21 protein-coding genes and 1 other RNA gene are annotated in these 21,464 nt (G+C 72.2%); 15 read left to right on the top strand and 7 right to left on the bottom strand.

Annotation, left to right across the window (positions count from 1 at the left end; all coding sequences use genetic code 11):
- Positions 1-24: 24 nt before the first annotated feature.
- Positions 25-855, top strand: a complete 831-nt coding sequence (locus HNR21_RS16900) for an ABC transporter permease (RefSeq protein ID WP_182705955.1) — start codon at positions 25-27, stop codon at positions 853-855.
- A gap of 570 nt (positions 856-1,425) precedes the next feature.
- Here HNR21_RS16900 and HNR21_RS16895 read toward each other — a convergent pair.
- The gene (locus HNR21_RS16895; protein ID WP_119731261.1) at positions 1,426-2,772 is read right to left on the bottom strand and encodes an NAD(P)/FAD-dependent oxidoreductase; all 1,347 of its coding nucleotides are present in this window, start codon (positions 2,770-2,772) and stop codon (positions 1,426-1,428) included.
- Positions 2,773-3,156: 384 nt separating this feature from the next.
- Between HNR21_RS16895 and HNR21_RS16890 the strand changes: the two genes are divergently transcribed.
- The 3 genes from HNR21_RS16890 to HNR21_RS16880 all read left to right on the top strand — a co-directional run bounded on the left by HNR21_RS16890 (position 3,157) and on the right by HNR21_RS16880 (position 6,870).
- A complete protein-coding gene (locus HNR21_RS16890; protein ID WP_246442207.1) occupies positions 3,157-3,789 on the top strand; it encodes a YbhB/YbcL family Raf kinase inhibitor-like protein in 633 nt (210 codons plus the stop codon).
- A gap of 201 nt (positions 3,790-3,990) precedes the next feature.
- Complete coding sequence (locus HNR21_RS16885; RefSeq protein WP_182705954.1) at positions 3,991-5,913, top strand: hypothetical protein; 1,923 nt, start codon at positions 3,991-3,993, stop codon at positions 5,911-5,913.
- A gap of 174 nt (positions 5,914-6,087) precedes the next feature.
- Positions 6,088-6,870 (top strand): carbonic anhydrase, encoded by a 783-nt coding sequence (locus tag HNR21_RS16880; protein WP_246442204.1) that lies wholly within the window; start codon positions 6,088-6,090, stop codon positions 6,868-6,870.
- A gap of 143 nt (positions 6,871-7,013) precedes the next feature.
- Here the strand turns inward: HNR21_RS16880 and HNR21_RS16875 are convergent, their stop codons facing one another.
- From HNR21_RS16875 to HNR21_RS16865, 3 genes are all read right to left on the bottom strand, one after another.
- On the bottom strand, positions 7,014-7,199 hold the full coding sequence (locus HNR21_RS16875; RefSeq protein WP_119731264.1) for a hypothetical protein: 186 nt from the start codon (positions 7,197-7,199) through the stop codon (positions 7,014-7,016).
- A 204-nt stretch (positions 7,200-7,403) separates the two neighbouring features.
- Positions 7,404-7,802, bottom strand: a complete 399-nt coding sequence (locus HNR21_RS16870; RefSeq protein WP_312881065.1) for a hypothetical protein — start codon at positions 7,800-7,802, stop codon at positions 7,404-7,406.
- Positions 7,803-7,849: 47 nt separating this feature from the next.
- The gene (locus tag HNR21_RS16865; RefSeq protein ID WP_233358811.1) at positions 7,850-8,170 is read right to left on the bottom strand and encodes a DUF6191 domain-containing protein; all 321 of its coding nucleotides are present in this window, start codon (positions 8,168-8,170) and stop codon (positions 7,850-7,852) included.
- Positions 8,171-8,374: 204 nt separating this feature from the next.
- On the opposite strand from HNR21_RS16865, the gene HNR21_RS16860 reads away from it, so the two are divergent.
- The 10 genes from HNR21_RS16860 (at position 8,375) to HNR21_RS16815 (ending at position 16,668) form a co-directional block, all read left to right on the top strand.
- The gene (locus HNR21_RS16860; protein WP_119731266.1) at positions 8,375-9,184 is read left to right on the top strand and encodes a Nif3-like dinuclear metal center hexameric protein; all 810 of its coding nucleotides are present in this window, start codon (positions 8,375-8,377) and stop codon (positions 9,182-9,184) included.
- Positions 9,181-9,924 (top strand): zinc ribbon domain-containing protein, encoded by a 744-nt coding sequence (locus HNR21_RS16855; protein ID WP_119731267.1) that lies wholly within the window; start codon positions 9,181-9,183, stop codon positions 9,922-9,924. Before HNR21_RS16860 ends, HNR21_RS16855 begins: the two co-directional genes overlap by 4 nt.
- Positions 9,921-11,042: a bifunctional RNase H/acid phosphatase gene (locus tag HNR21_RS16850; protein WP_182705952.1), complete on the top strand. Its 1,122-nt coding sequence runs from the start codon at positions 9,921-9,923 to the stop codon at positions 11,040-11,042. The genes HNR21_RS16855 and HNR21_RS16850 overlap by 4 nt, the downstream gene beginning before the upstream one ends.
- Positions 11,043-11,093: 51 nt before the next feature.
- A complete protein-coding gene (locus tag HNR21_RS16845; RefSeq protein WP_220500191.1) occupies positions 11,094-11,723 on the top strand; it encodes a LysE family translocator in 630 nt (209 codons plus the stop codon).
- A 393-nt stretch (positions 11,724-12,116) separates the two neighbouring features.
- A complete protein-coding gene (locus HNR21_RS16840; RefSeq protein ID WP_182705951.1) occupies positions 12,117-13,478 on the top strand; it encodes a TrpB-like pyridoxal phosphate-dependent enzyme in 1,362 nt (453 codons plus the stop codon).
- Positions 13,479-13,560: 82 nt separating this feature from the next.
- The gene (locus HNR21_RS16835) at positions 13,561-13,947 is read left to right on the top strand and encodes a PPOX class F420-dependent oxidoreductase (protein WP_182705950.1); all 387 of its coding nucleotides are present in this window, start codon (positions 13,561-13,563) and stop codon (positions 13,945-13,947) included.
- Between the two features lie 52 nt (positions 13,948-13,999).
- Positions 14,000-14,385: RNase P RNA component class A (gene rnpB, locus HNR21_RS16830), an RNA gene on the top strand.
- Positions 14,386-14,737: 352 nt separating this feature from the next.
- Entirely contained in the window at positions 14,738-15,148 is a 411-nt protein-coding gene (locus HNR21_RS16825) for a HEAT repeat domain-containing protein (RefSeq protein WP_182705949.1), read from the top strand.
- Positions 15,149-15,228: 80 nt separating this feature from the next.
- Positions 15,229-15,771, top strand: a complete 543-nt coding sequence (locus HNR21_RS16820) for a GNAT family N-acetyltransferase (RefSeq protein ID WP_182705948.1) — start codon at positions 15,229-15,231, stop codon at positions 15,769-15,771.
- A gap of 84 nt (positions 15,772-15,855) precedes the next feature.
- Entirely contained in the window at positions 15,856-16,668 is an 813-nt protein-coding gene (locus tag HNR21_RS16815) for a class I SAM-dependent methyltransferase (protein ID WP_182705947.1), read from the top strand.
- A 50-nt stretch (positions 16,669-16,718) separates the two neighbouring features.
- On the opposite strand, the gene HNR21_RS16810 is transcribed toward HNR21_RS16815, so the two are convergent.
- The 3 genes from HNR21_RS16810 to HNR21_RS16800 form a co-directional block, all read right to left on the bottom strand.
- Positions 16,719-17,249 (bottom strand): GNAT family N-acetyltransferase, encoded by a 531-nt coding sequence (locus tag HNR21_RS16810; RefSeq protein WP_312881064.1) that lies wholly within the window; start codon positions 17,247-17,249, stop codon positions 16,719-16,721.
- Positions 17,250-17,372: 123 nt separating this feature from the next.
- On the bottom strand, positions 17,373-18,029 hold the full coding sequence (locus HNR21_RS16805; protein WP_182705945.1) for a lytic polysaccharide monooxygenase auxiliary activity family 9 protein: 657 nt from the start codon (positions 18,027-18,029) through the stop codon (positions 17,373-17,375).
- Between the two features lie 111 nt (positions 18,030-18,140).
- Entirely contained in the window at positions 18,141-19,256 is a 1,116-nt protein-coding gene (locus tag HNR21_RS16800) for a PucR family transcriptional regulator (protein ID WP_182705944.1), read from the bottom strand.
- 108 nt (positions 19,257-19,364) lie between these two features.
- Between HNR21_RS16800 and HNR21_RS16795 the strand changes: the two genes are divergently transcribed.
- The gene (locus HNR21_RS16795) at positions 19,365-21,413 is read left to right on the top strand and encodes a M6 family metalloprotease domain-containing protein (RefSeq protein ID WP_182705943.1); all 2,049 of its coding nucleotides are present in this window, start codon (positions 19,365-19,367) and stop codon (positions 21,411-21,413) included.
- Positions 21,414-21,464 lie beyond the last annotated feature (51 nt).

Below are 21,464 nucleotides of genomic sequence, written 5' to 3'. Positions count from 1 at the left end.
CCGCCTTCCGAACGGAGCCATGCCATGACCACCGCGACCCACGCGGCCCCGGCCCCCCTCGCGGGGGGCAGACGGGTCTCCCCCGGCACCGCCGCCCGCAACGTGGCCACCCTGGCCTGGCGGAACCTGGTGCAGATCAAGCACAACCCGATGGAGCTGATCGACCTCAGCATCCAGCCGATCATGTTCGTGCTGCTGTTCGCCTACGTCTTCGGGCCGGCGATCGGCGGCACGGTGGAGGGCTACCTGCCGGTGGTGATCCCCGGGATCATCGCGCAGAACGCGCTGTTCGCCACCATGACCACCGGGTTCGGCCTGAACGTGGACATCACCAAGGGCGTGTTCGACCGGCTGCGCAGCCTGCCGATCGCCCGGATCGCCCCGCTCACCGGCCGGATGCTGGCCGACACCGTCAAGCAGGTCTGGTCGATGGCGGTGCTGCTGGCGGTCGGGTTCGCGATCGGGTTCCGGATCGAGACCTCCCCGCTGCACCTGCTGGCGGCGCTGGCGGTGCTGCTGGCGTTCACCACGCTGTTCGCCTGGGCGGCGGTGTTCATCGGCCTGGCGGTCGGCGAGCCGGAGAAGGTGCAGATCTTCGGGTTCACCATCATCTTCCCGATCACCTTCCTCAGCTCGGCGTTCGTGCCGATCTCGCCGCAGGCGCCCGAGGTGCTGCAGTTCGTCATGCGCAACAACCCGATGACCCATCTGGTCGAGGCGGTGCGCGGGCTGATGGTCGGCGGCCAGGGCGGCGGCCCGGTCCTGGAGCACACCGTGATCGCGCTGGGCTGGGGCGTGCTGATCGCGGCGATCTTCATCCCGCTGGCGATGCGGGCGTTCCGGCGCCGGGTCTGACCGGCGCCCTCGGCGCCCGTCCCCGCCACACGATCCGCGGGGCCGGGCGCCGAGCCCAAGAGGGCCAGGACCCAGGACTCAGGACTCCGTCCACATCCAGCGCCCTCCCGGCCGAGCAGGCGGCCTCGAAGACCTCCGCACCGATTTCGGCGCGCAGCGTCTCCTCCGGGACAACGATGTCGGCCCGCGACCTGCCTCGACCGCCAACGGCGGTCCAGAAACCCCGGAGCCAGAAGCCTTGGAGCCGGTCGAACGCTCCTCACCCCAGCAAACGCAAAAGCCATCGGGCCTCCGGAACAACTCCGGAGACCCGATGACCACCGATACGAAGATCGGGACGGGGGTCTGGGGGCAGAGCCCCCAGAACTTCCACCTCAGCTGAACGACCACCCGACCCTCAGTCGGCCGGAGCGGAGCCCCCAGGCGGAGCTCCGGCCGACTGAGGGCGGTCGGACCACCGCAGCCGCCCCGTCCGGAGCGAGCCGCCAGGCGAGCGCAGGACGGGGCGGCGAGGATGGTCCGATCCGCGTGCGGGGGGCGTGGGGGGTCGCCCCCCACACGAAACAAGAGTCACGCCGCCTTGATCTGGTCCTTGCTGGCCAGTTCGAACTCGGCGCGGGGCTGCTCGATGCTGCCGAGGGAGACGGTCTCCCGCTTGAAGATCAGCGCCAGGGTCCAGTCGGCCAGCACCTTGACCTTGCGGTTGAAGGTGGGGACGCGGGACACGTGGTAGCTGCGGTGCAGGAACCAGGCGGCCAGGCCCTTGACCTTGATGCCGTAGACGTGGGCGACGCCCTTGTAGAGGCCGAGGCCGGCGACGGAGCCGGCGTAGCTGTGCACGTACGGCTTGAGGGTCTTGCCGCGCAGGGAGCGGACGATGTTGTCGGCGAGGACCTTGGCCTGGCGGACGGCGTGCTGCGCGTTGGGGGCGCAGAACTCGCCCTCCTTGGTCAGGTCGGGCACGGCGGCGTTGTCACCGGCGGTGAAGGCCCGCACGACGCCCTCGATGGTGAGGTACTCGGTGGCCTTGACCCGGCCGCGCTCGTCGACGGGGAGGCCGGACTTGCGGGCGATGGGGGCGGACTTGACGCCGGCGGTCCACACCAGGGTGCCGGCGGGGAAGCGGCTGCCGTCCGACAGTTCGACGATCTGGTTCTCGGCGGACTGCAGGAAGGTGTTCATCTTGACGTCGATGCCGCGGCCGCGCAGCTGCTCGGCGGTCCACTTGCCCATGTCGGGGCCGACCTCGGGGAGGATCCGGTCGGCGGCCTCGACCAGCACCCAGCGCATGTCCTCGACGCTGACGTTGCGGTAGTACTTGGCGGCGCTGCGGGCCATGTCCTCCAGCTCGGCCAGGGCCTCCACGCCGGCGAACCCGCCGCCGACGAAGACGAAGGTCAGCGCCTTGCGCCGGATCTCCTCGTCCTTGGTGGACTCGGCGATGTCGAGCTGGGCCAGCACGTGGTTGCGCAGGTGGATGGCCTCGCCGATGGTCTTGAACCCGATGCCGTGCTCGGCCAGGCCGGGGATGGGCAGGGTCCGGGAGACCGAGCCGGCGGCCATGACCAGGTAGTCGTAGGAGATCCGCTCCGGAGGCCCGGCGACCGGCTGCACGATGGCCCAGCGCTCCTCGTGGTTCAGCTCGGTGACCCGGGCGTTCAGCACCGTGCAGCGCGGCAGGACCCGGCGCAGCGGCGCCACCACGTGGCGGGGGGACAGGTTGCCGGCGGCGGCCTCGGGGAGGAACGGCTGGTAGGTCATGTAGGACTGCGGGTCGACGACGGTGATCGTGACCTCGCCCCGCTTGAGCTCACGGCGCAGCTTCTTCTCCAGCCGCAGCGCGGTGTACATGCCCACGTAGCCGCCGCCCACGATGAGGATGTGGGGAGCGCCAGGGGTCTGGGCACGCCTGGCCATGACGGCCTCCTAAGGACGTAGACATCTTGTGAAGACATTCACAAGCTATCTGACCGTTCCAACCGAACGCCAATCGGTGGGGCGTTAAGAACGTCACAAGTTTCCAAGAGAGCAAACCAGAGCGGCGCTTACCGAGTGAAGTATGCCACTCCTTCACGAGAAACCGCCCAGAAGACTACAGACCAGGCATGACCAAGCTCACACCGTTCCGTTCCGGGACAGACCGGGAGGTCGTGGGCGGTTCCACAGAGCCGCGGCCGGTTTCCGCACGGCGCGGCCCCGCCGAGGCTCTAGGGTGGTGCCGCGAGGAAGGCGCCTCCCCGGATCCGCGCCACGAGACGGCAGGGGCGGCACCGCGATCATCGCCCGGGAGCGTTGCAGGAGATGAACACCATGAACCGGCGCCGCGCCCCCTTCATGCGGGGGGACGCCCCCCCGCACCCCCCGCGCGCGGCCCGCGCCCTGGCGGCCGCCGCGACCGCGGTGGCGCTGGCGGGGACGGCGTCCGGCTGCGGGATGGCCGGGCCCGCGATGAACGCGGGTGTCGAGATCACCGAGTTCACGGTGACCAGCCCGGCCTTCCACGACGGCAAGGAGCTGCCCGCGCGGTTCGCCTGCCCCAAGTACCCTGGGGGCCAGGGCCGGACGCCGCCGCTGCGGTGGTCGGGCGCGCCGAGCCAGACGACCCGGGCGTTCGCCATCGTGATGGACGACCCGGACGGCTCGGACGGCGCCCACGTCGGCTGGGTGATCGTGAACATCGACGGCACGACCACCGAGCTGGTCGAGGGAGCCCGGCCGGACAGGGCGGTGGAGGCGCTGAACACCAGCAAGAAGACGGCGTACGTGCCGCCGTGCCCGCCCAGGGGCGAGCGGCACCGCTACCGCTTCACGGTCTACGCGCTCAGCGAGCGGCTCGCACTCGGCCAGGGTGCGCCGCTCAAGGAGGCGCTGAGCACGATCGCCAAGTACACGGTGGGCCGCGGACGGATCACCGGGAACTTCGGCGACGCGTAGGCGCGTTCGCGGAGCGGTCCACGAGCCTGGGGGGTGACAGATGTCGGTCAATGGTGTGACAACGGTCATAGCGGTCGGCCACAATCGGCACAGGTCCCCCAGGACTCAAGCGCCACCGTCAAGCAGCAGGGGCTTTCGGGCCTCACCCCGACAGGCCACGCCGGCGGTTCTCGCTGAGCCATGGCATTGGATGGTCACACAATGATTACGTTCATCGTCGTCCCCGGCCTCATCGTGGTCGTCATCGTGGTGGTGGTCCTGGTTGTCCTGGGCATGCGGGCGAACCGGGCCGGCGCCGACGACGACTGGATCGACGAGGAGCAGCCGCAGCGGCCCAGGGGCCGGGGCAGGAGGGCGGCCCCCCCGCCCCCGGAGGCCGTCGACGACGGTTACGACGGCTACGAGGGCTATGACGAGCAGCCCGGCCCCGCCCCCGGCCACGACCGCCGGGTCGCCGGCGGCCCGCTGGCCGCCCCGGCCGCCCCGGTCGGCCCGCCGGTCCCCCCGCCCGCCGCGCACGCCGACTCCGGCGAGGAGATCAGCGACGACGACTACTGGGCGACCATCACCTTCGACAAGCCCAAGTTCCCCTGGCAGCACGACCGCGACGACGCGCGCTCGGACGCCGAGCTGGCCGGGGACCCGCTGGCCGCCCCGGTGAACGACCATCCCGCGGAACCGGCCGAGCCCGCCGGGCCGCCCCCCTCGATGACCCAGCCGGTGTCGGTGGGCGGTGACGCCGGCGGCTACGACGGCCAGTACGACCAGGGCCAGTACGACCAGTACGACCAGTACGACCAGGGCCAGTATGAGCAGGGGCAGTACGACCAGTACGGCCCCGACGCCGGATACGGTCCCGACGGCGGCCAGTACGGCGGCGAGCAGTCCCCGTACGGGGGCGAGCCCGCCCCCTACGGCACCGGGCCCCAGTCCTACCCCCCGGCGCCCTCGGCCCCCGAGCCCCACGACCTCCCGATGTCGTCGCACCTGCGCGGCGACTCCCCGGCGTCCCCGGTCTCCCCGTCCCCCTCGGACCTGCTGAACGGCCCGCAGGGCGGCAACCCCGCCGGGCCCACCCGGCAGGACCCGCCGATGGACTTCCCTCCGCCGTCGCCCGCCGCCGACCCGCTGGGCATGCCGGCGGCCCGCGCCGACGACCGTTCGCCCGGCAGTCCCTACGGGGGTGCGGGCGACTCCTACGCCAACCCCACCGAGAAGACCGTCTCCTACGGCGGCCCGTCCTCGGAGACCCCCTCGTACGGCTCCGAGCTCCCCTCCGGTCCCCTGACGGGCGGCTACGGCAGTAGCCGTGACCTCTCCCGCACCGACTCCGGCATCCCGGGGCTGGGCTCGACCCCGGCCGCGCCCGCGGCGTCCACCGGGTCGACGGGGTCCACGGGGTCCACCGGGTCCACCGGCTCGTCGGGGCGTTCGGGCGACAGCGACTCGCACCGCCTGCCCACCGTGGACGAGCTGCTGCAGCGCATCCAGTCCGACCGGGCGCGCTCGGCCGGGACCACCGGCACGGGCTCCAAGGGGTACGGGGAGTCCTCCTCCTCCGGGGGCTCGCTCACCGACCCGCTGAACGACCCGCTGAGCACCACCCACGACCCGTCGTACGGCTCCGGCTCGCCGTGGTCGTCCGGCGGCTCGGCCCCGAGCCAGGGACACACCGACGACCTGTCCGGCGGGCAGCTGTCGGGCAGCGGACTGTCGGGGCTGTCCGGCCTCGGCGGCTCGGGCACCGGCGGCTACGGCTCCGGCGGCACCGGTCAGGGCTACTCCACCGACGGTTACCCGTCCGCCCCGGCGTACGGGGAGCCGCCGCGGTACGACGACCCGCTGGGCGGCTCGTCCGGGCGCGACTCCTACGGCACGTTCGGCGGCGAGCAAGGCGGCGGCACCCTGTCCGGCTCGGCCGGGTCGAGCGGCGCCGGCGGCTACGACTTCGGTGGCGGTGGCGGTTACGGCACGCCCGGCGACCCCAACTCCACCCAGGCCTACGGCGGCTACCCGCCCTCCTCCTACGGGCAGCCCGGCGACAACCGCTCCGACCAGAACCCGTACGGCCAGCAGGACCAGGCCGGCGACGACTGGGAGAGCCACCGCGACTACCGCCGCTGACCCGGCCGATGCGCCCGGCGCCCGCCCGCACACCGCGGGGGCGCCGGGCGCTGCGCTTTCCGCCCGTCCGCCGTTCCGCGCCGCGCGAGGGCGCCCGACCGCCGGTTCGGTCACGGACGGCGGCGTGGCGAACACGACATGGAGGAACTTCAGAAAAACTGGTACGAAAGAGCAATGACTGGCGAGATGTCCTCCGCGCGCAAATCGCCCCCGCATGGCCGCTGGTGGGCACCGTGGGCGAATCGTTGGCGGCGCGGCAACCGGCCGCCCGAGCTGGACTCGCCGGACGTGTCGCCCAGCGCGCTGCTGCTGGCGGGGGTCCGCGAGTACCACGGGCAGATGGCTCCCCTGGTCCGCCCGATCATGTCGGAGCTGGCGTTCCAGCAGGCGCCCGAGCACCTGTTCATCACCTGCGTGGACTCCCGGGTGGTGCCCAACATCATCACCGCGAGCGGTCCCGGCGACCTGTTCATCGTCCGCAACGTGGGCAACCTGGTCCCCCGGCACGGCTCCCCGCTGCCCGACGACTCGGTGATGGCGGCGGTCGAGTACGCCACCAACGTGCTGGACGTGCGGACCATCACGGTGTGCGGCCACTCCAACTGCGGCGCCATGGCCGGCGTCCTGGGCGGCGGCAAGGAGGTCGAGCACCTGGAGTCGCTGTCGCGCTGGCTCAAGCACGCCAACCAGAGCCTGGCCCGCTTCCTGGAGACCGAGCCCGACGACCAGGCCCCGCTCACCCGCCTCTGCCAGGTCAACGTCCGCCAGCAACTGGACAACCTGCTGTCCTACCCCTGGCTGCGCGAACGCGTCGAGGCCGGCAGGCTCGAACTGGTCGGCCTCTACCTGGACCTGGAGACCGCCAAGGTGCGCATCCTGGACCGCCAGGCCGACGTCTTCGTCGAGGTCCCCGACGAGGCCCCGGACAACGTCCAGGACCTCCCCGCCGCCACCTGACCCCACACGACCGAACGGGCCGTCCTTTCTCAGGACGGCCCGTTGTGTGTCGGTAGGCCCTTTGGCGGCGGCGTTGCTCGTTCCCGCTGCCCGGCCCGGCGGGGGCGCCGGGCCGGGTGGGGGTGTGGGCCCGTTGGGCGAGGTCAGTGCGTCAGCTGCTCCTCGCGGCCTCGGACGTACATTCCCGAGACCCGGCGGGCCCGGCGGACGCCCCTGCGGTCCGCCGGGGCGCGGAGCGAGTCGTGGCGGCTGGCCCATGCGAAGTCGATCAGGTAGGCGAGGGACGACATCAGTGCGATGAGCGCGACCGCTGCGATGATCAGGAACATGGCCGCTCCCTTTCCTGCGGGCCGGGTGCCCGGTCCGCTTCGTCGCCGGCCCCCGTTCAGCCGGCTCGTATCTCGACGGTACGAACTGCGTACGGAACGGTTTGTGTCGCCTGACTTGAATGTCAGATGAAATGGGCCGTTCTGACGAAAAATCCTTCGCCGGCGGGGCCGTGGGGGCGGCAGAGGCATAGGGGAGGGACGAGGTCAGGGCCGCGGGGCGGAGCGGTGGCGGCGCTCCGGGTCGCCGGGGAACGCCTCGGCGAGCAGGGCGTCCTCGACCAGCCGGACCGCCTCGGCCAGCGCCGCCAGCCGGGCGCCCTCGGTGCGGTAGGTCTCCAGCAGCGCCTCGATGCCGTGCGGCGGGACCTTCCCGGCCAGGTCGGCGCGGGCGGTGCGGAACCCCTCGCGGGCCGCCTGCACGTTCGCCTCGACGTGCTGGCGGGCCAGCCGGGCCAGGGTGAGCGGGTAGCGGCGCAGCACGCCGTACCGGCGGTACTCCGGGGGCACCAGTTCCAGCAGCCAGGCCAGCGCGGTGTCGGCGAACCGCTCACCGCCCGGCGGATGCACCTGCTCGGGCCAGCCCGGCGGGATGTGACCGCTCACGCGCCCACCCTACCCCGATGTTCGAAACCATGTTCGGTCCGGCGGTGTCACTGCTGCTGCGCGGGCCCCGGCTCGGCCCCGGGCGCGGGCCGCCGGATGCGGATCTTGCCCGAGTCCAGGTCGTCGCGGGTGGCGGCGTCGCCCTCCACATGGTGGTCGTCGCCCCGGCGCAGCCGCTGCGCCTCCTGCTCCTGGAGCTGGATCTTCTTGGCGCCGGAGAACGCCGCGTGCAGATCCTCGAACATGCCCGCGCCGAACCCGGCGCCGGTCTCCCCGTCGCCCCGGATGGCGCCCATCATCGAGGTGCGGCCGGTGCCCTCGGTCGGCCAGTCCACGATCTCGGGCTGGGTGTTCCGGGGCTTGGCCACAGGGCCCTTCTTGGGCCGCCTGCGACGGCGGCGGAAAGGTGACTTCACGCTAGACTCCAACGTTCCGGGTCGCCGGTTTGATCCCGGGGGACCGCCCGCGGGCTCCTGGCGACCGACACGTTGATACCAGGGCCGTGGGGCACCCCACCATAGCCCGCCGCCGAACACGCTCCGCACCGGCCGGGGGACGGTAACCTGCCGAACGTGCGTCTGTCCCAGGTGATCGCCGTCCTCGAGAAGCTGTACCCGCCGCAGTGGGCGGAGTCATGGGATGCCGTGGGCCTGGTCTGCGGCGACCCGGACGCCGAGGTCGGCCGCGTGCTGCTGGCCGTCGATCCGGTCGCCGCCGTCGTCGACGAGGCGCTGCGGCGCGGCGCGGACCTGATCGTCACCCACCATCCGCTGCTGCTGCGGCCGGTCAACAGCGTCGCCGCCACCACGTTCAAGGGCCGGATCGTGCACCGGCTGATCTCCTCGGGCGTGGCGCTCTACACCGCGCACACCAACGCCGACGTCGCCGATCCCGGGGTCTCCGACGCGCTGGCCCGGGCGGTGGGGGTGACCGGCCCGCTGCGCCCGCTGGCCCCCTCCCCCGACGACCCCGCCCGCGGGCTCGGCCGGGTCGGGGAACTGCCCGTCACGATGCCGCTGCGGGAGTTCGCCGCGCGGGCCGCCGCGGGCCTGCCCGCCACCGCCTGGGGGATCCGGGTGGCCGGCGACCCCGACCGGCCGGTCCGCACCGTCGCGGTGTGCGGCGGCTCGGGCGACTCGCTGCTGGACGCCGCCCGCCGGTCCGGGGCCGACGTCTACCTCACCGCCGACCTGCGCCACCATCCGGCGTCGGAGTTCAGCGAGGCCGGGGGGCCCGCGCTGGTCGACGCCGCGCACTGGGCCACCGAGTGGCCCTGGCTGGCCGACGCCCGCCGCCGGCTGGCCGACGAGCTGGGCCTGGACGCCCACGTCTCGACGCTCCGGACCGACGCCTGGACGCTGCACTTCGAAGGAGAACAGTGAAAGCCGCACCGCAAGCCCAGCAGCGCCTGCTCGACCTGCAGGAACTCGACACCGCGCTGGACCGGCTGAACCACCGTCGCCGCACCCTGCCGGAGGCGGCCGAGATCGAGCGGATCCAGGCCAGGCTCACCGAGCTGCGCGACGCCATCGTCGCCGCCGAGACCGAGGTGGCCGACCTGGACCGCGAGCAGAAGAAGGCCGAGCAGGACGTCGACCAGGTCCGCGCCCGCGCCGAACGCGACCAGCAGCGGCTGGACTCGGGCATGGTCACCTCCGCCAAGGACCTGTCCGGTCTGCAGTCGGAGATCGCCTCGCTGCACCGCCGCCAGTCCGACCTGGAGGAGGTCGTGCTGGAGATCATGGAACGCCGGGAGGAGGCCGAGGCCAAGGCGGCCGGCCTGCGTTCCGAGCGCGAGGCGGCCGAACGGGAGCTGGCCGAGGTCACCAGGGCCCGCGACGCCGCGCTGGCCGGGATCGACGAGGAGTCCGGCGCCACCAGCGCCGCCCGCACCGCGGTCGCCAAGGACGTCCCCGACGACCTGCTGGCCCTGTACGAGAAGCTGCGCGGCCAGTTCGGCGGGATCGGCGCCGCGGCGCTGCACCGCGGCCAGTGCCAGGGCTGCCACCTGGCGCTCAACACCGTCGACCTGAACCGGATCCGCGCCGCCGCCGAGGACGAGGTGGTCCGCTGCGAGGAGTGCCGCCGGATCCTGGTCCGCACCCCCGAGTCGGGCCTGTGAGCCGCAGGCTGGTCGTCGAGGCCGACGGCGGCTCGCGCGGCAACCCCGGCCCGGCCGGGTACGGGGCGGTGGTCAAGGACGCGTTCACCGGCGAGGTGCTGGCGGAGGTGGCCGAGGCGATCGGCCACGCCACCAACAACGTCGCCGAGTACCGCGGCCTGATCGCCGGGCTGCGCGCCGCCGCCGGGATCGACCCCACGGCCCGCGTGGAGGTCCGGATGGACTCCAAGCTCGTCGTGGAGCAGATGTCGGGCCGCTGGAAGATCAAGCACCCCGACATGATCCCGCTGGCGCTCCAGGCCCGGGAGGCGGCGTCGGGCCTGGGCTCGGTGTCGTACGGCTGGGTGCCCCGCGACCGCAACGCGCACGCCGACCGGCTGGCCAACGAGGCGATGGACGCCGCCGCCCGCGGCGAGACCTGGACCCGCAGGGCCGAGCCGGAGGAGTCCGAGCCGGACCCCGAACCGGCCGCCCCCGCCGGTCCCGCGGTGGGGGCGACGCGCACGCCCACGGTGACGCTGCTGCTGCGGCACGGCGAGACCCCGCTGTCGATCGAGAAGCGGTTCGCGGGCGCGTCGGACGTTCCGCTGACCGACACCGGCGTGGAGCAGGCCCGCGCCGCCGCGCAGGCGCTCAAGGGCCGCGGGGTCGACGCCGTGGTCACCTCGCCGCTGGCCCGCTGCCAGGCGACGGCGGCCGAGGTGGCGGCGGCGACCGGCGCGCCGGTACGGGTCGAGGAGGGCTTCCGGGAGGCCGACTTCGGCGAGTGGGAGGGCCTGACGTTCGCCGAGGTCCGCGAACGCTGGCCCGAGCAGATGAACGCCTGGCTGGCCGACCCCTCGGTGGCCCCGCCCGGCGGCGAGAGCTTCGAGCAGGTCGCCCGCCGGGTCCGGATCGCGCTGGACAAGCTGAAGGTCCGCCACCGCCACCGGACGGTCCTGGTGGTCTCCCACGTCACGCCGATCAAGCTGCTGCTGCGCGACGCCCTCCAGGCCCCGATGTCCTCGCTGTACCGGATGCACCTGGACACCTCGTCGCTGTCGCGGATCGACTGGTACGACGACGGCCCGGCGGTCGTCCGTTCCCTCAACGACACCCATCACCTGCCGCCCGCCTGACATCCGCGGCGAACCGTCGCAAAGACCCGCGCGGGCGTGGATACTCGGGCGATGATCGGTCATCTGGTCGCCTTCATCGGCGTCTCCCTCGTCGTGATCTGCACCCCCGGCCCCGACACCGTCCTGACCGTGCGCAACGCGATCTCCGGCGGCCGTCGCAGCGGTGTCTGGACGGCCGCCGGGGTCGCCGCCGGACAGGCGGTGTGGACGGTCGCCGCGAGCCTGGGCATCGCCGGCCTGATCCACGCCTCCGAACCGGCGTTCCTGACGCTCAAGTACGCGGGCGCGGCCTACCTGGTCTACCTCGGCGCCCAGTCCCTGCGGGCCGCCTGGCGCGGCGGCGAGGGGCGCACCGCCGAGACGGCCGCGGGACTGCGGCTCACGCCGGCGCGCTCACTGGGACAGGGCCTGATCAACGATCTGGCCAACCCCAAGATGGCGGCGTTCTTCATGAGCCTGCTGCCGCAGTTCGCCCCCGCGGGGGACGGCGCGTTCACCGCCATGCTGGCGCTCGGCCTGGTGTTCTGCCTGCTGACGTTCGCCTGGCTGGCCTTCTACAGCCTCGCGATCGACAGGGCCCGCACGCTGCTGGCCCGCTCGCGCGTCCGCCGCGCCCTGGACGCGCTCACCGGCGGCGTGCTGATCGCCTTCGGCGCCCGCCTGGCCCTGACCCAGCGCTGACCCCTGCCGGTTCGGGTGAACACCGGTCGGCCCGCCGGTCATCGTGATACGCGGAGGCCGGCGAGGTCGGCATCAGTCCCCACTACCGCACCACCCTCGCCGCCACCGACACGGCGGCCCGGCGCCGGTCCTTGCGCGAAGTCGCCATCGTTCCTCGCCGCCCACAGGCATCGGCCCACAGGCATCGGCCCACGGACATCGATCCAAAGACACCGGTCCACCAACGCCGGTCCACCAACGCCGGTCCGCAGACGCCGGTCCGCGGACATCGGTCCGCGGACATCGGTCCGTGAATATGGCGGAACGGGAAGTGTCCGGCCGACGGGGAGCGTGGCGGGGGCGCGGGTGTCTAGGGTCGCGGAGAGGACCGTTCGCGACGAAGTGGAGGGGCGCATGGCCGACGACCCGGGCCGGACCAAGATCCTGCTGGACGAGTCGCGGATTCCGCGGCGCTGGTACAACGTGCTGGCGGATCTGCCCGCGCCGCCTCCGCCGCCGCTGCACCCGGGCACCCGGGAGCCGGTGGGGCCGGACGATCTGGCGCCGCTGTTCCCGATGGACTTCATCGAGCAGGAGGTCAGCGCCGAGCGGTACCTGGAGATCCCCGAGGAGGTCCGCGAGGTCTACCGGCTGTGGCAGCCGACCCCGCTGATCCGGGCGCGGCGGCTGGAGCGGGCGCTGGGCACGCCGGCGCGGATCTACTTCAAGTACGAGGGCGTCTCCCCCGTCGGGTCGCACAAGCCCAACACGGCCGTTCCGCAGGCGTTCTACAACGCGCGGCAGGGGGTGCGGCGGCTGACCACCGAGACCGGGGCCGGGCAGTGGGGCAGCGCGCTGGCGTTCGCCTGCTCGGTGTACGGGCTGGAGTGCGAGGTCTGGATGGTCCGCGCCTCCTACGACCAGAAGCCGTACCGGCGGCTGATGATGCGGACGTACGGGGCGCGGGTGCACGCCAGCCCCTCGCCGGTGACGACGGCGGGCGCCAAGATCCTCGCCGACGACCCGGACTCCCCCGGCTCGCTGGGGATCGCCATCAGCGAGGCCGTGGAGGTGGCCGGGGGCGCCGACGACACCCGGTACGCGCTCGGCAGCGTGCTCAACCACGTGCTGACCCACCAGACCGTCATCGGCGAGGAGGCGCTGGAGCAGCTCGCCTCGGTGGGCGAGACCCCCGACCTGATCGTCGGCTGCACCGGCGGCGGGTCGAACTTCGCGGGCCTGTCGTTCCCGTTCCTGCGGGAGAAGCTGGCGGGCCGCATGTCCCCGGTGATCCGGGCGGTGGAGCCCGCCGCCTGCCCGTCGTTCACCCGGGGGCGGTACGCGTACGACTTCGGTGACGCGGCCGGGTTCACGCCGCTGCTGAAGATGCACACGCTGGGGCACGACTTCGTGCCCGACCCCATCCACGCGGGCGGCCTGCGCTACCACGGGATGGCCCCGCTGCTGTCGCACATGTACGAGCTGGGCCTGTTCGAGGCGGTCGCCAAGCCGCAGCGGGAGTGCTTCGAGGCCGGGGTGCTGTTCGCCCGCACCGAGGGCATCGTCCCGGCGCCCGAACCCACCCACGCCCTGGCCGGCGCGATCGAGGAGGCCCGCCGCTGCGCCGAGACCGGCGAGCCGAAGGTGATCCTCACCGCCCTGTGCGGCCACGGCCACTTCGACATGGCCGCCTACGACCGCTACCTGTCCGGCGAGATGGAGGACTTCGACCTCCCCCAGGAACGCATCGAGCGCTCCCTCGGCCGGCTCCCGTGATCTGACCGCCGCGGAATACGGGCAGGCGACCTCCGGTTGCCACGTGCGTCACAAGATCGACCGCACACGACAGGAGGTCGCCATGTCCGAGATCCCCGCCGACATCGTCGAACTGCTCAAGAAGCCCAACCCCGCCGTGATGGCGACGGTGAAGCCCGACGGCACGCCGGTGTCCGTGGCGACCTGGTACCTGTGGGACGACGGCCGGATCCTGCTCAACCTGGACGAGGGCCGCAAGCGCCTGGAGTACATGAAGGCCAACCCCAACATCTCCCTGACGGTGCTGGACGACGACTCCTGGTACCGGCACGTGAGCCTGCAGGGCACGGTGACGTTCGAACCCGACCCCGACCTGTCGGGCATCGACCGCCTGGCCCGGCACTACACCGGGAAGCCGTACCCGCAGCGCGACCGCCCCCGCGTCAACGCCTGGATGACGATCAACCGCCACCACGTGTGGGGCAGGTGATCGCCGAGATGCACCGCCCCGCCTGACCCCATAGGCTGGGTGTCACGGCGGACGAGCCGGCCGGGCGGCCGCGTCGGGGACCACGGTCCCCGCCGAGGAAGGTCCGGGCTCCACAGGGCAGGGTGGTCGGTAACGCCGACCCGGGGCGACCCGCGGGAAAGTGCCACAGAGAACAGACCGCCACCGACCCGTTCGGTGGTAAGGGTGAAACGGTGAGGTAAGAGCTCACCAGCGCCCAGGGTGACCTGGGCGGCTCGGTAAACCCCACCCGGAGCAAGGTCAAGAAGGAGGGCCACGGCTCTCCGCGCAGGCGTCTGAGGGCGGCCCGCCCGAGCCTGCGGGTAGACCGCTGGAGGCTGTCGGCAACGGCAGCCCGAGATGGATGGCCGCCACCCGCGCACGCGGGCACAGAACCCGGCCTACAGGCCGACTCGTCCGCCCCTGCCCCCTCTGACCTGCCGCGTACTCCAGCGCAAGATCACCCAGGGCACATCGAGCGCCGGTTTGAACGCCCCGTCCAGGCGGTCGGGTGGCCGAGCGCCTGGGGCTGAGCGTGGGTGCCGCTGACCGATTCCCGTCCTGCGGGGCCCCGCCCAGGGCCCCGTGACGGGCCGATGCGGGCAGGCGGCAGCGCCAGCCCGTTCGCCGCACCAGGCCACGAGGCTCGCCCCCACGCAAGGCCGGAGCCGTCCGGCTTTACCAGTCCGCCTCACCGAACGGACGGTGCTCAAGCGGCAGCGGCGCGTCCGTCCTGGCTTGGGCAAAGAGGTTGCCGTTATCGTCTGCCAACGTGTTCACCGTAAATGAGCTGGTACGTTGCATCAACGATCCTGACGATGACAGCACCAGAGCGTACGAGATCGTCGACGAGATGGTGGCGAGCGGCGACAAGGCGCTGGTGCCGCACCTCGCGACGGAGCTGCAGAAATTTCTGAATGAGGGGGATTTCTATGGCCGCGATGTCATCGCTGACGCACTGGCCGGACTTGCGGGCATCGAGGCCCTGCCTCTTCTGATCGCGGCATCGGCGCGAGATCTGGGCGATGACCAGGATACGCTGCAGTCGACGATTCTCGAATTGATATCGGTGGACGAGGCCCGCGCTCGCGCCCTCCTGGAGAACCTGAGCGCTGATGACTCGCCGTCAGTCCGTGAGACCGCCGCCTGGGCCCTGGAGTTCCTGGAACCGGATCTGGACTGATGGACATGCCATCGCCACACCAATCGAGGCGACCTCTTATTGGTTTGCCGCCGGCCGGTCCGGTCGGATAGGAAGCCTGCATGCTCAGGGGCGGCAAGGTCGGGCTCAGGGCTCGGCACGAGGACGACATCCCGATCCTGCGGGCCGAACTCTACGACGACGTGGTCAACTACTCGCGGTCCCAAAGCCGGCCGTGGCGGCCGATCACGCCCGGCTCGAAGGACTCGCAGCTCGTGGTGGACGACAAGGAGGAAGGGCACGTCCCGTTCTCCGTGGTGGAGCTGGACGGCGGCACGCTGGTCGGCACCGCGGTGCTGTGGGGCATCGACAACCACAACCGGTCCGCGCACATCGGGCTGGGACTGCTGCCGTCCTGCCGCGGCAAGGGCTACGGCACCGATGTGGTCGCGGTGCTGTGCCACTACGGTTTCGTCGTGCGCGGCCTGCAACGGCTGCAGATCGAGACGCTGGCGGACAACTACGCGATGCTGCGCGCCGCCGAGCGCAACGGCTTCGTCCGCGAGGGCGTGCTGCGCTCCTCGGCCTGGGTGCTGGGCGAGTTCCTGGACGAGGTGCTGCTCGGGCTCCTCGCCCAGGACTGGAAGCCGAACACGCAGGGCTAGGCCGCCGCCCGCCGGTCAAGGGCGGGCGGCAGAGCCGGCATAAAAGGCTCGCCGCCGTCATCCCTGCTCATTATGCTCGCGACCATGGCGGACCCCGACTACATCACGGTCAACAAAGCGCTCTGGGACGAACGCGTCCCGATTCACCTCGCCAGTGACTTCTATGATGTGGCCGGGTTCAAGGCTGGCGGCCAGGCCCTGCGGGAGTTCGAGTTGGCCGAAGTCGGGGAGGTCGCCGGTCGGCGGCTGGTCCACCTGCAGTGCCATTTCGGGCTCGACACCCTGTCATGGGCTCGCCGAGGCGCGCAGGTGACCGGACTGGATTTCTCCGAGAAGGCGGTCGAAGCCGCCCGCGCGCTGGCGGACGAGGTGGGGCTGCCGGCCCGTTTCGTCACGGCCGACGTATACGACGCGCCGACGGTTCTCGGTGAGACCTACGACATCGTCTACACGGGGCTGGGGGCGCTGTGCTGGCTGCCCGACATCGACCGCTGGGCAAGGGTCGTCGCGTCACTGCTGCATCCGGGCGGATTCGCGTACCTCGCGGAGTTCCACCCCTTCGCCGACACCCTTGATGACGCGGAAGGCCGTACGGTCGCCTTCGACTACTTCGCCGAGGGGCCCCAGGTCTGGGACGAGCCGGGCATGGGGAGTTACGCCGATCCGCAGGCACCGGTCCGGCACACCCGGTCGATCGAGTTCGCCCACGGGCTGGGCGAGGTGGTCACGGCCCTGGCCACCGCCGGCCTGCGCATCGACTTCCTGCACGAGCACGACCACACGCTGTGGCAACGGTTCTCCACCCTGGAACGGCACGGCATCGCCTACCGGATCCCCGAAGGCCGCCCGCGGATACCGCTGATGTACTCGCTCCGCGCCACCAAGCCTTTCGCGTGACCCGGAAAAGCCCTTCGAGCACCCTGACCGAAGGCGGATCAGGCGGTGGGTCAGGTCGGGGCCGTGAGGGCCCAGCGTTCGTGGTCTTTCCAGGTGCCGTCGACCAGGGCGAAGGAGGGGGAGTAGCCCTCCTTGCGGAAGCCGTGACGGTGGACGAAGGTCTTGGAGGACTCGTTGGCGGGCTGGATGTCGGCTTCCAGGCGGTGCAGGCCGAGGGTGGTGAAGCAGTAGTCGATGACCAGGCGCAGGCCCTCGGAGAGGTGGCCTTTCCCGGCGTGGGGGAGGAAGGCGCCGTAGCCCAGGGTGGCCCGCTGGTAGGGGCCGCGGATGATGTTGCTCACGTTGATGAAACCGGCGAGGGCATGGGTGTCGAGGGTGCAGACCAGGAAGCCCTCGGCGGTGGTGCCGTCGAAGCGGGAACGGTAGGCGGCGAAGCGTTCCGGCGTGGTGGGCAGGAAGACCCAGGGGTCGTGGAATTCGCGGCTCTCGGCGGCACGGCGGATGAACTCGTCCCGGTCGTCGTCGGTGAGCCGGCGGATGAAGACCTGGCGGCCTGTGCGCAGGCGTTCTCCGGCGGACACGGTCATGGACTATAGGCGGGCGCCGGAGGCGGCGCCAGGCCCGGCGCCGGGCCCGGCGTTGGGATGCGGCCCGGCCGGGCCTTGGCGGCATGCCGGCCGGGCCGCAGGTCCGTGCGAGCGGCGTCAGACGAAGTTGACGTCGCTGCAGATGTAGTAGGCCTGGTCCATGTGCGAGGCCTGCCAGATCGTGAAGACGACGTGGCGGCCGGTGCGCCCGGGGGCGCTGACGTCGATGGAGGTGTACTCGGCGGGGGCGTACCGGCCGGTCACCTTGACCAGCTCCAGGTTGCTCCAGCGCAGCGGCTGGGTGGTGGCGTCGTAGCCCTGGCGGGTGACGTAGACGCGGAAGTAGTCGGCGCCGTGCCGGGCCTGGTCGTACAGGCGGAGGGTGAAGTTGCTGCGGACGTCGGTGGTCTTCCACGGGCCGGGGGTGTCGAGGGAACGGTAGCGGCCGCCCTCGGTCAGGCCGCCGCTGCACAGCTGGCCGTCGGGGACGGCGGCCTGGTGGTTGCCGCCGACGTTGTTGCGGTAGAGGCCGTTCCAGTTCCACATGGCGTTGGGGTTGTCCTGCCAGGCCTGCCAGCACATCGGGTCCTGCTGGGCCATGGCGGGGTTCAGGTGGTCGCTGCCCCAGCGCAGCCAGCAGCCGTAGTTGCGGGAGGCCGGGTCGACGATGGAGCCGTGCGCGGCGGCGGGGCCCGCCCACGGGACGACCATGAGCGGCGCGACGGCCAGCGGCAGCAGCAGATGGCGGATCCTGGTTCGAACGTGACGAAGCATGGCGGGGTCGTCTCCAGAGTCGGGAGTCCGGAATGGGAGCGCTCCCAGTCACGGAGGCTAACCGGGCGGACACCCACCGGCACACCCGTCTTTCACGACTTTCACGCCTCCTCAGCGACCGCCCAGGTGGGCGAGTTTCAGGCCGATGTGGAGGGAGAGACGGTCCTCGCCGTTGGCGAGGTCGGCGCCGGTGAGGCGTTCTATGCGGCGCAGGCGGTGGTAGAGGGTGCTGCGGTGCAGGCCCAGGCGGGCGGCGGCGTCCTGGGCGTTGCCCGCCAGGTCCAGGTAGGTCTCCAGGGTGTGGGCGAGGCCGGGGTCGTCGTCCAGCAGGCGCGCCAGGCCCGGGTGGGCGTCCGGCGGCGCGGCCGGCAGGCGCGACAGCCAGCGGTAGATCCCCAGGTCGGGCCACTCGGCGGCAGGCCCCTTGCCCGGCATCCGGGAGGCGATCTCGGCCGCGTGCAGGGCCTCGCCGTGGGACTCGCGCGCCTGTGCCAGCACGCCGCGCGGAGCCCCCGCCCCGACCGCCACCGGAACGTCGAAGAACGGCAGCAGGTCCGCCGCCCGCACCCCGGTCCCCGCGGCCAGCAGCACACCGGCTCCGGAACGCGGCAGATGCAGCGGCAGCCGCCCGCCCAGCCGGCGGCGCGCCAGCAGCAGCCCCTGCTCCAGGGCGTCCGCCGGCGCCTCCCCCACGGGCAGGACGGCGTACGCGACGACCGGCGCGGACCGCGGGAACGACCCGGCGTCCAGCAGCAGGTCCGCCGCCGCGGCCGACCCGTCCAGCAGCAGCGTGACGGCCTCGCGTTCGCGCCGCGCCGACAGCCCCGCCGCCAGGCTCTCGTGGAACAGCGCCAGCGCGATCTGCCCCGCCGCCGCGGCCGCCACCGCGATCTCCGCCTCCCCCATCGGCGGATCGGCGTCGATGAACCACAGGTAGCCCAGCAGGCTGTCCCCCGACCGCGCCGGCACGCACACCCGCGGCAGCAGCCCCGCCGCCGGCTCCCCCGGCGTGCGCACGGGCCCGCGGGCGGCCGGGACGCCGAGGGCGCGGAGCCGGTCGCGGATCTCGGGGGCGATGCGGCGGCGCAGGATGCTGGCGCGGCGCACCTCGTCCAGCGGGCCGTCCTGCTCGCTGTAGGCGACCACCCGCCAGGCCGCGTCCTCGACCAGCACCGGCCGGCCCAGCCGGGCCGCGAGACGGTCGGCCACCTGCTGGACTCCGCCCATGGGACCGCCTCCTCAGCTGCGATCTTCGTCGTTTGTACGACGGCCGCCCGCCCGCGCACAACGGTTGACCGATGATCGGAGACCCGCCCGTTATCTAGCGTCGGAGGCATGTTTCTCACGAGGAAGCCGGTATGGGCGATGGTGCCCGTCGTGGCGGTGGCCCTGCTGCCGGCCGTGCCCGCGATGGCGGCGACCCCGCCCGAGCCGACGTCGAACCCCTGGCAGATGCGGCACTGGCCACGGACCCAGCCGTGGCAGGAGGACCAGCCGGTGCGCACCTTCGCCGCCGGGGCGCCGCGCCCGGTCGACCCGCAGGACTACGAACTCCCCGACACGATGACCTGGGAGGACTACCGTCCGGTCCCGGGCGCCCGGTGGAACGACCCCGCCCGGAAGGGCTCGGTGAAGAACTTCCGGGGCGCGCTGGTGCTCGTCGACTACGGCAACCAGCCGTTCGTGGTCACCCAGCCGAGGAACTCCACCATCTACGGCAACCCGGCCCTGGTGGGCGGCATTCCCCGTGACCAGGTCCCGCAGTTCTACGAGGATTTCCTCAACAAGCCCGGTGAGCTCAACCGGGGCCACACCATCCACGAATACTGGATGGAGGACTCCGGCGGCCGGTACGGCATCGACCTGGAGGCGTTCGGTGTTTACCGGATGCCGCACAAGAGCCACGAATACGGGATCGAGACCCGCTGGCAGGGCGACGGGGCCTGCCCCGGGGGCGATGCGTGCAACCGCAATTTCCGCGCCGACGCGCAGGCCGCGTGGCTCGCCGACGTGGGCGAGGAGGTCGCCGGCCGGTTCGACTTCGTGTTCTTCCTGTCCGCCGGGCAGGACGAGTCGTCCACCTGGCAGGAGTTCGGCGAGATGAAGTTCCCGGGCCCCGGGCAGGTCACCGACGAGTGGGGTCCGCCGGATCCCGCGCTGCCCAACGCGGCCGACACCCGATACGTCGACTGGACCTCCTGGCAGGCGGCCTCCAACATCTGGCCGAACGCCACCGCCGGCAGTTCCGTCCAGGCCGAGAGCTCGGGCCAGGCCGTGTACGCGCACGAGTTCAGCCACATTCTCGGCATCGGCGACAACTACAACAACCCCTATTCCAATCCGCCGCGCCGGGCGTACTCGGGGCCGTGGGACATGCTGAGCCGGGGCACGTTCAACGGACCGGGCGGCCCGCACAGCCGCTGGCTGATCCCCGGCACCGCGGGCTCGTCCATGGGCGCCCAGCACATGCTCCGCAACAAGCTGCGCCTGGGCATCGTGAACGAGGCGAACGTGCTGACCCTGACCCGCGACGGCCTGGCCGGCTCCGGGGTCGTGGTCGCCAGGGTCAAGGCGCGCGCCGTCCAGCCGGGTCACGGCGAGCTCGCCGGCGTCAACCTCCGGCTCGACGGCGGCGACCGCTCCCCCGCCTGCAACGTGAACGCCGACCCGCTGTGCGACGGCGGCGGCTACGACAACTACACCCTCGAGGTCGTGGACCGGATGGGCTTCGACTCGTTCACCCCCGACTCCGGCGTGCTGCTGGCCAAGACCAAGGACCGGGACGACGCCCCGTTCATCTGGGTGGTGGACGCCAACCCGCAGGACATCTCCAAGGTCGACTTCGTCAGGCCGGACGGCACCCCGCAGATGATGAGCATCGGCGACTACCGGCAGTTGTCGGACGCGCTGCTGCACGCGGGCACCGGCTCCGGCAGCGAGTACGAGTACGTCGACCGCGCCAACGGCCTGCACTTCTACGTGCTGGACCTGCGGCGCGACCGCCAGGGGGTCCTGTCGTACACGGTGGCGGTCCGGTCGCTGGACGGCTCGGGCGCCCAAAGGCGCGGGGTCCGCCTGTCGCCCGCCAGGGCCGTCCGCGCCCCGGAGCCCGGCTGGGTGAAGTGCACGATGCGGCTCCGCAACACCGGCGCACCAGGTCAGGCCCCGTACGCGAACGCGGACGTCTACCGCCTGTCGGCGAACGCCCCCGCGGGCTGGACGACCTGGCTGCCGCACACCGTCGCCACCGCTCCGGCGGGCGGCGTCGCCACCGTCGAGGTCTACGCCAGGCGCGACACCGGCCGGCCCGGGGTGGTCGAGCTGACCGCCGCGTCGGAGAGCGACCCGCGCCGCAGTTCCACCGCCGTCTGTAGCACAAAGTAACCAAACACGGTACGTACGGATGTGGCCACGGAGAGATTCGTTGCTTAGGGT

The sequence above is a fragment of the Thermomonospora cellulosilytica genome (assembly GCF_014138835.1).
Lineage (GTDB): Bacteria > Actinomycetota > Actinomycetes > Streptosporangiales > Streptosporangiaceae > Thermomonospora > Thermomonospora amylolytica.
Note: the sequence above shows the minus strand (reverse complement) of the source record. Positions and strands in the feature narration are given on the sequence as shown.

Bases quoted from the DNA above. Each gene is read 5' to 3' on its own strand.
- HNR21_RS16900 (WP_182705955.1), top strand. From the start codon at position 25: ATGACCACCGCGACCCACGCGGCCCCGGCCCCCCTCGCGGGGGGCAGA.
- HNR21_RS16895 (WP_119731261.1), bottom strand. From the start codon at position 2,772: ATGGCCAGGCGTGCCCAGACCCCTGGCGCTCCCCACATCCTCATCGTG.
- HNR21_RS16890 (WP_246442207.1), top strand. From the start codon at position 3,157: ATGAACACCATGAACCGGCGCCGCGCCCCCTTCATGCGGGGGGACGCC.
- HNR21_RS16885 (WP_182705954.1), top strand. From the start codon at position 3,991: ATGATTACGTTCATCGTCGTCCCCGGCCTCATCGTGGTCGTCATCGTG.
- HNR21_RS16880 (WP_246442204.1), top strand. From the start codon at position 6,088: ATGACTGGCGAGATGTCCTCCGCGCGCAAATCGCCCCCGCATGGCCGC.
- HNR21_RS16875 (WP_119731264.1), bottom strand. From the start codon at position 7,199: ATGTTCCTGATCATCGCAGCGGTCGCGCTCATCGCACTGATGTCGTCC.
- HNR21_RS16845 (WP_220500191.1), top strand. From the start codon at position 11,094: ATGATCGGTCATCTGGTCGCCTTCATCGGCGTCTCCCTCGTCGTGATC.
- HNR21_RS16840 (WP_182705951.1), top strand. From the start codon at position 12,117: ATGGCCGACGACCCGGGCCGGACCAAGATCCTGCTGGACGAGTCGCGG.
- HNR21_RS16835 (WP_182705950.1), top strand. From the start codon at position 13,561: ATGTCCGAGATCCCCGCCGACATCGTCGAACTGCTCAAGAAGCCCAAC.
- HNR21_RS16820 (WP_182705948.1), top strand. From the start codon at position 15,229: ATGCTCAGGGGCGGCAAGGTCGGGCTCAGGGCTCGGCACGAGGACGAC.
- HNR21_RS16815 (WP_182705947.1), top strand. From the start codon at position 15,856: ATGGCGGACCCCGACTACATCACGGTCAACAAAGCGCTCTGGGACGAA.
- HNR21_RS16805 (WP_182705945.1), bottom strand. From the start codon at position 18,029: ATGCTTCGTCACGTTCGAACCAGGATCCGCCATCTGCTGCTGCCGCTG.
- HNR21_RS16800 (WP_182705944.1), bottom strand. From the start codon at position 19,256: ATGGGCGGAGTCCAGCAGGTGGCCGACCGTCTCGCGGCCCGGCTGGGC.
- HNR21_RS16795 (WP_182705943.1), top strand. From the start codon at position 19,365: ATGTTTCTCACGAGGAAGCCGGTATGGGCGATGGTGCCCGTCGTGGCG.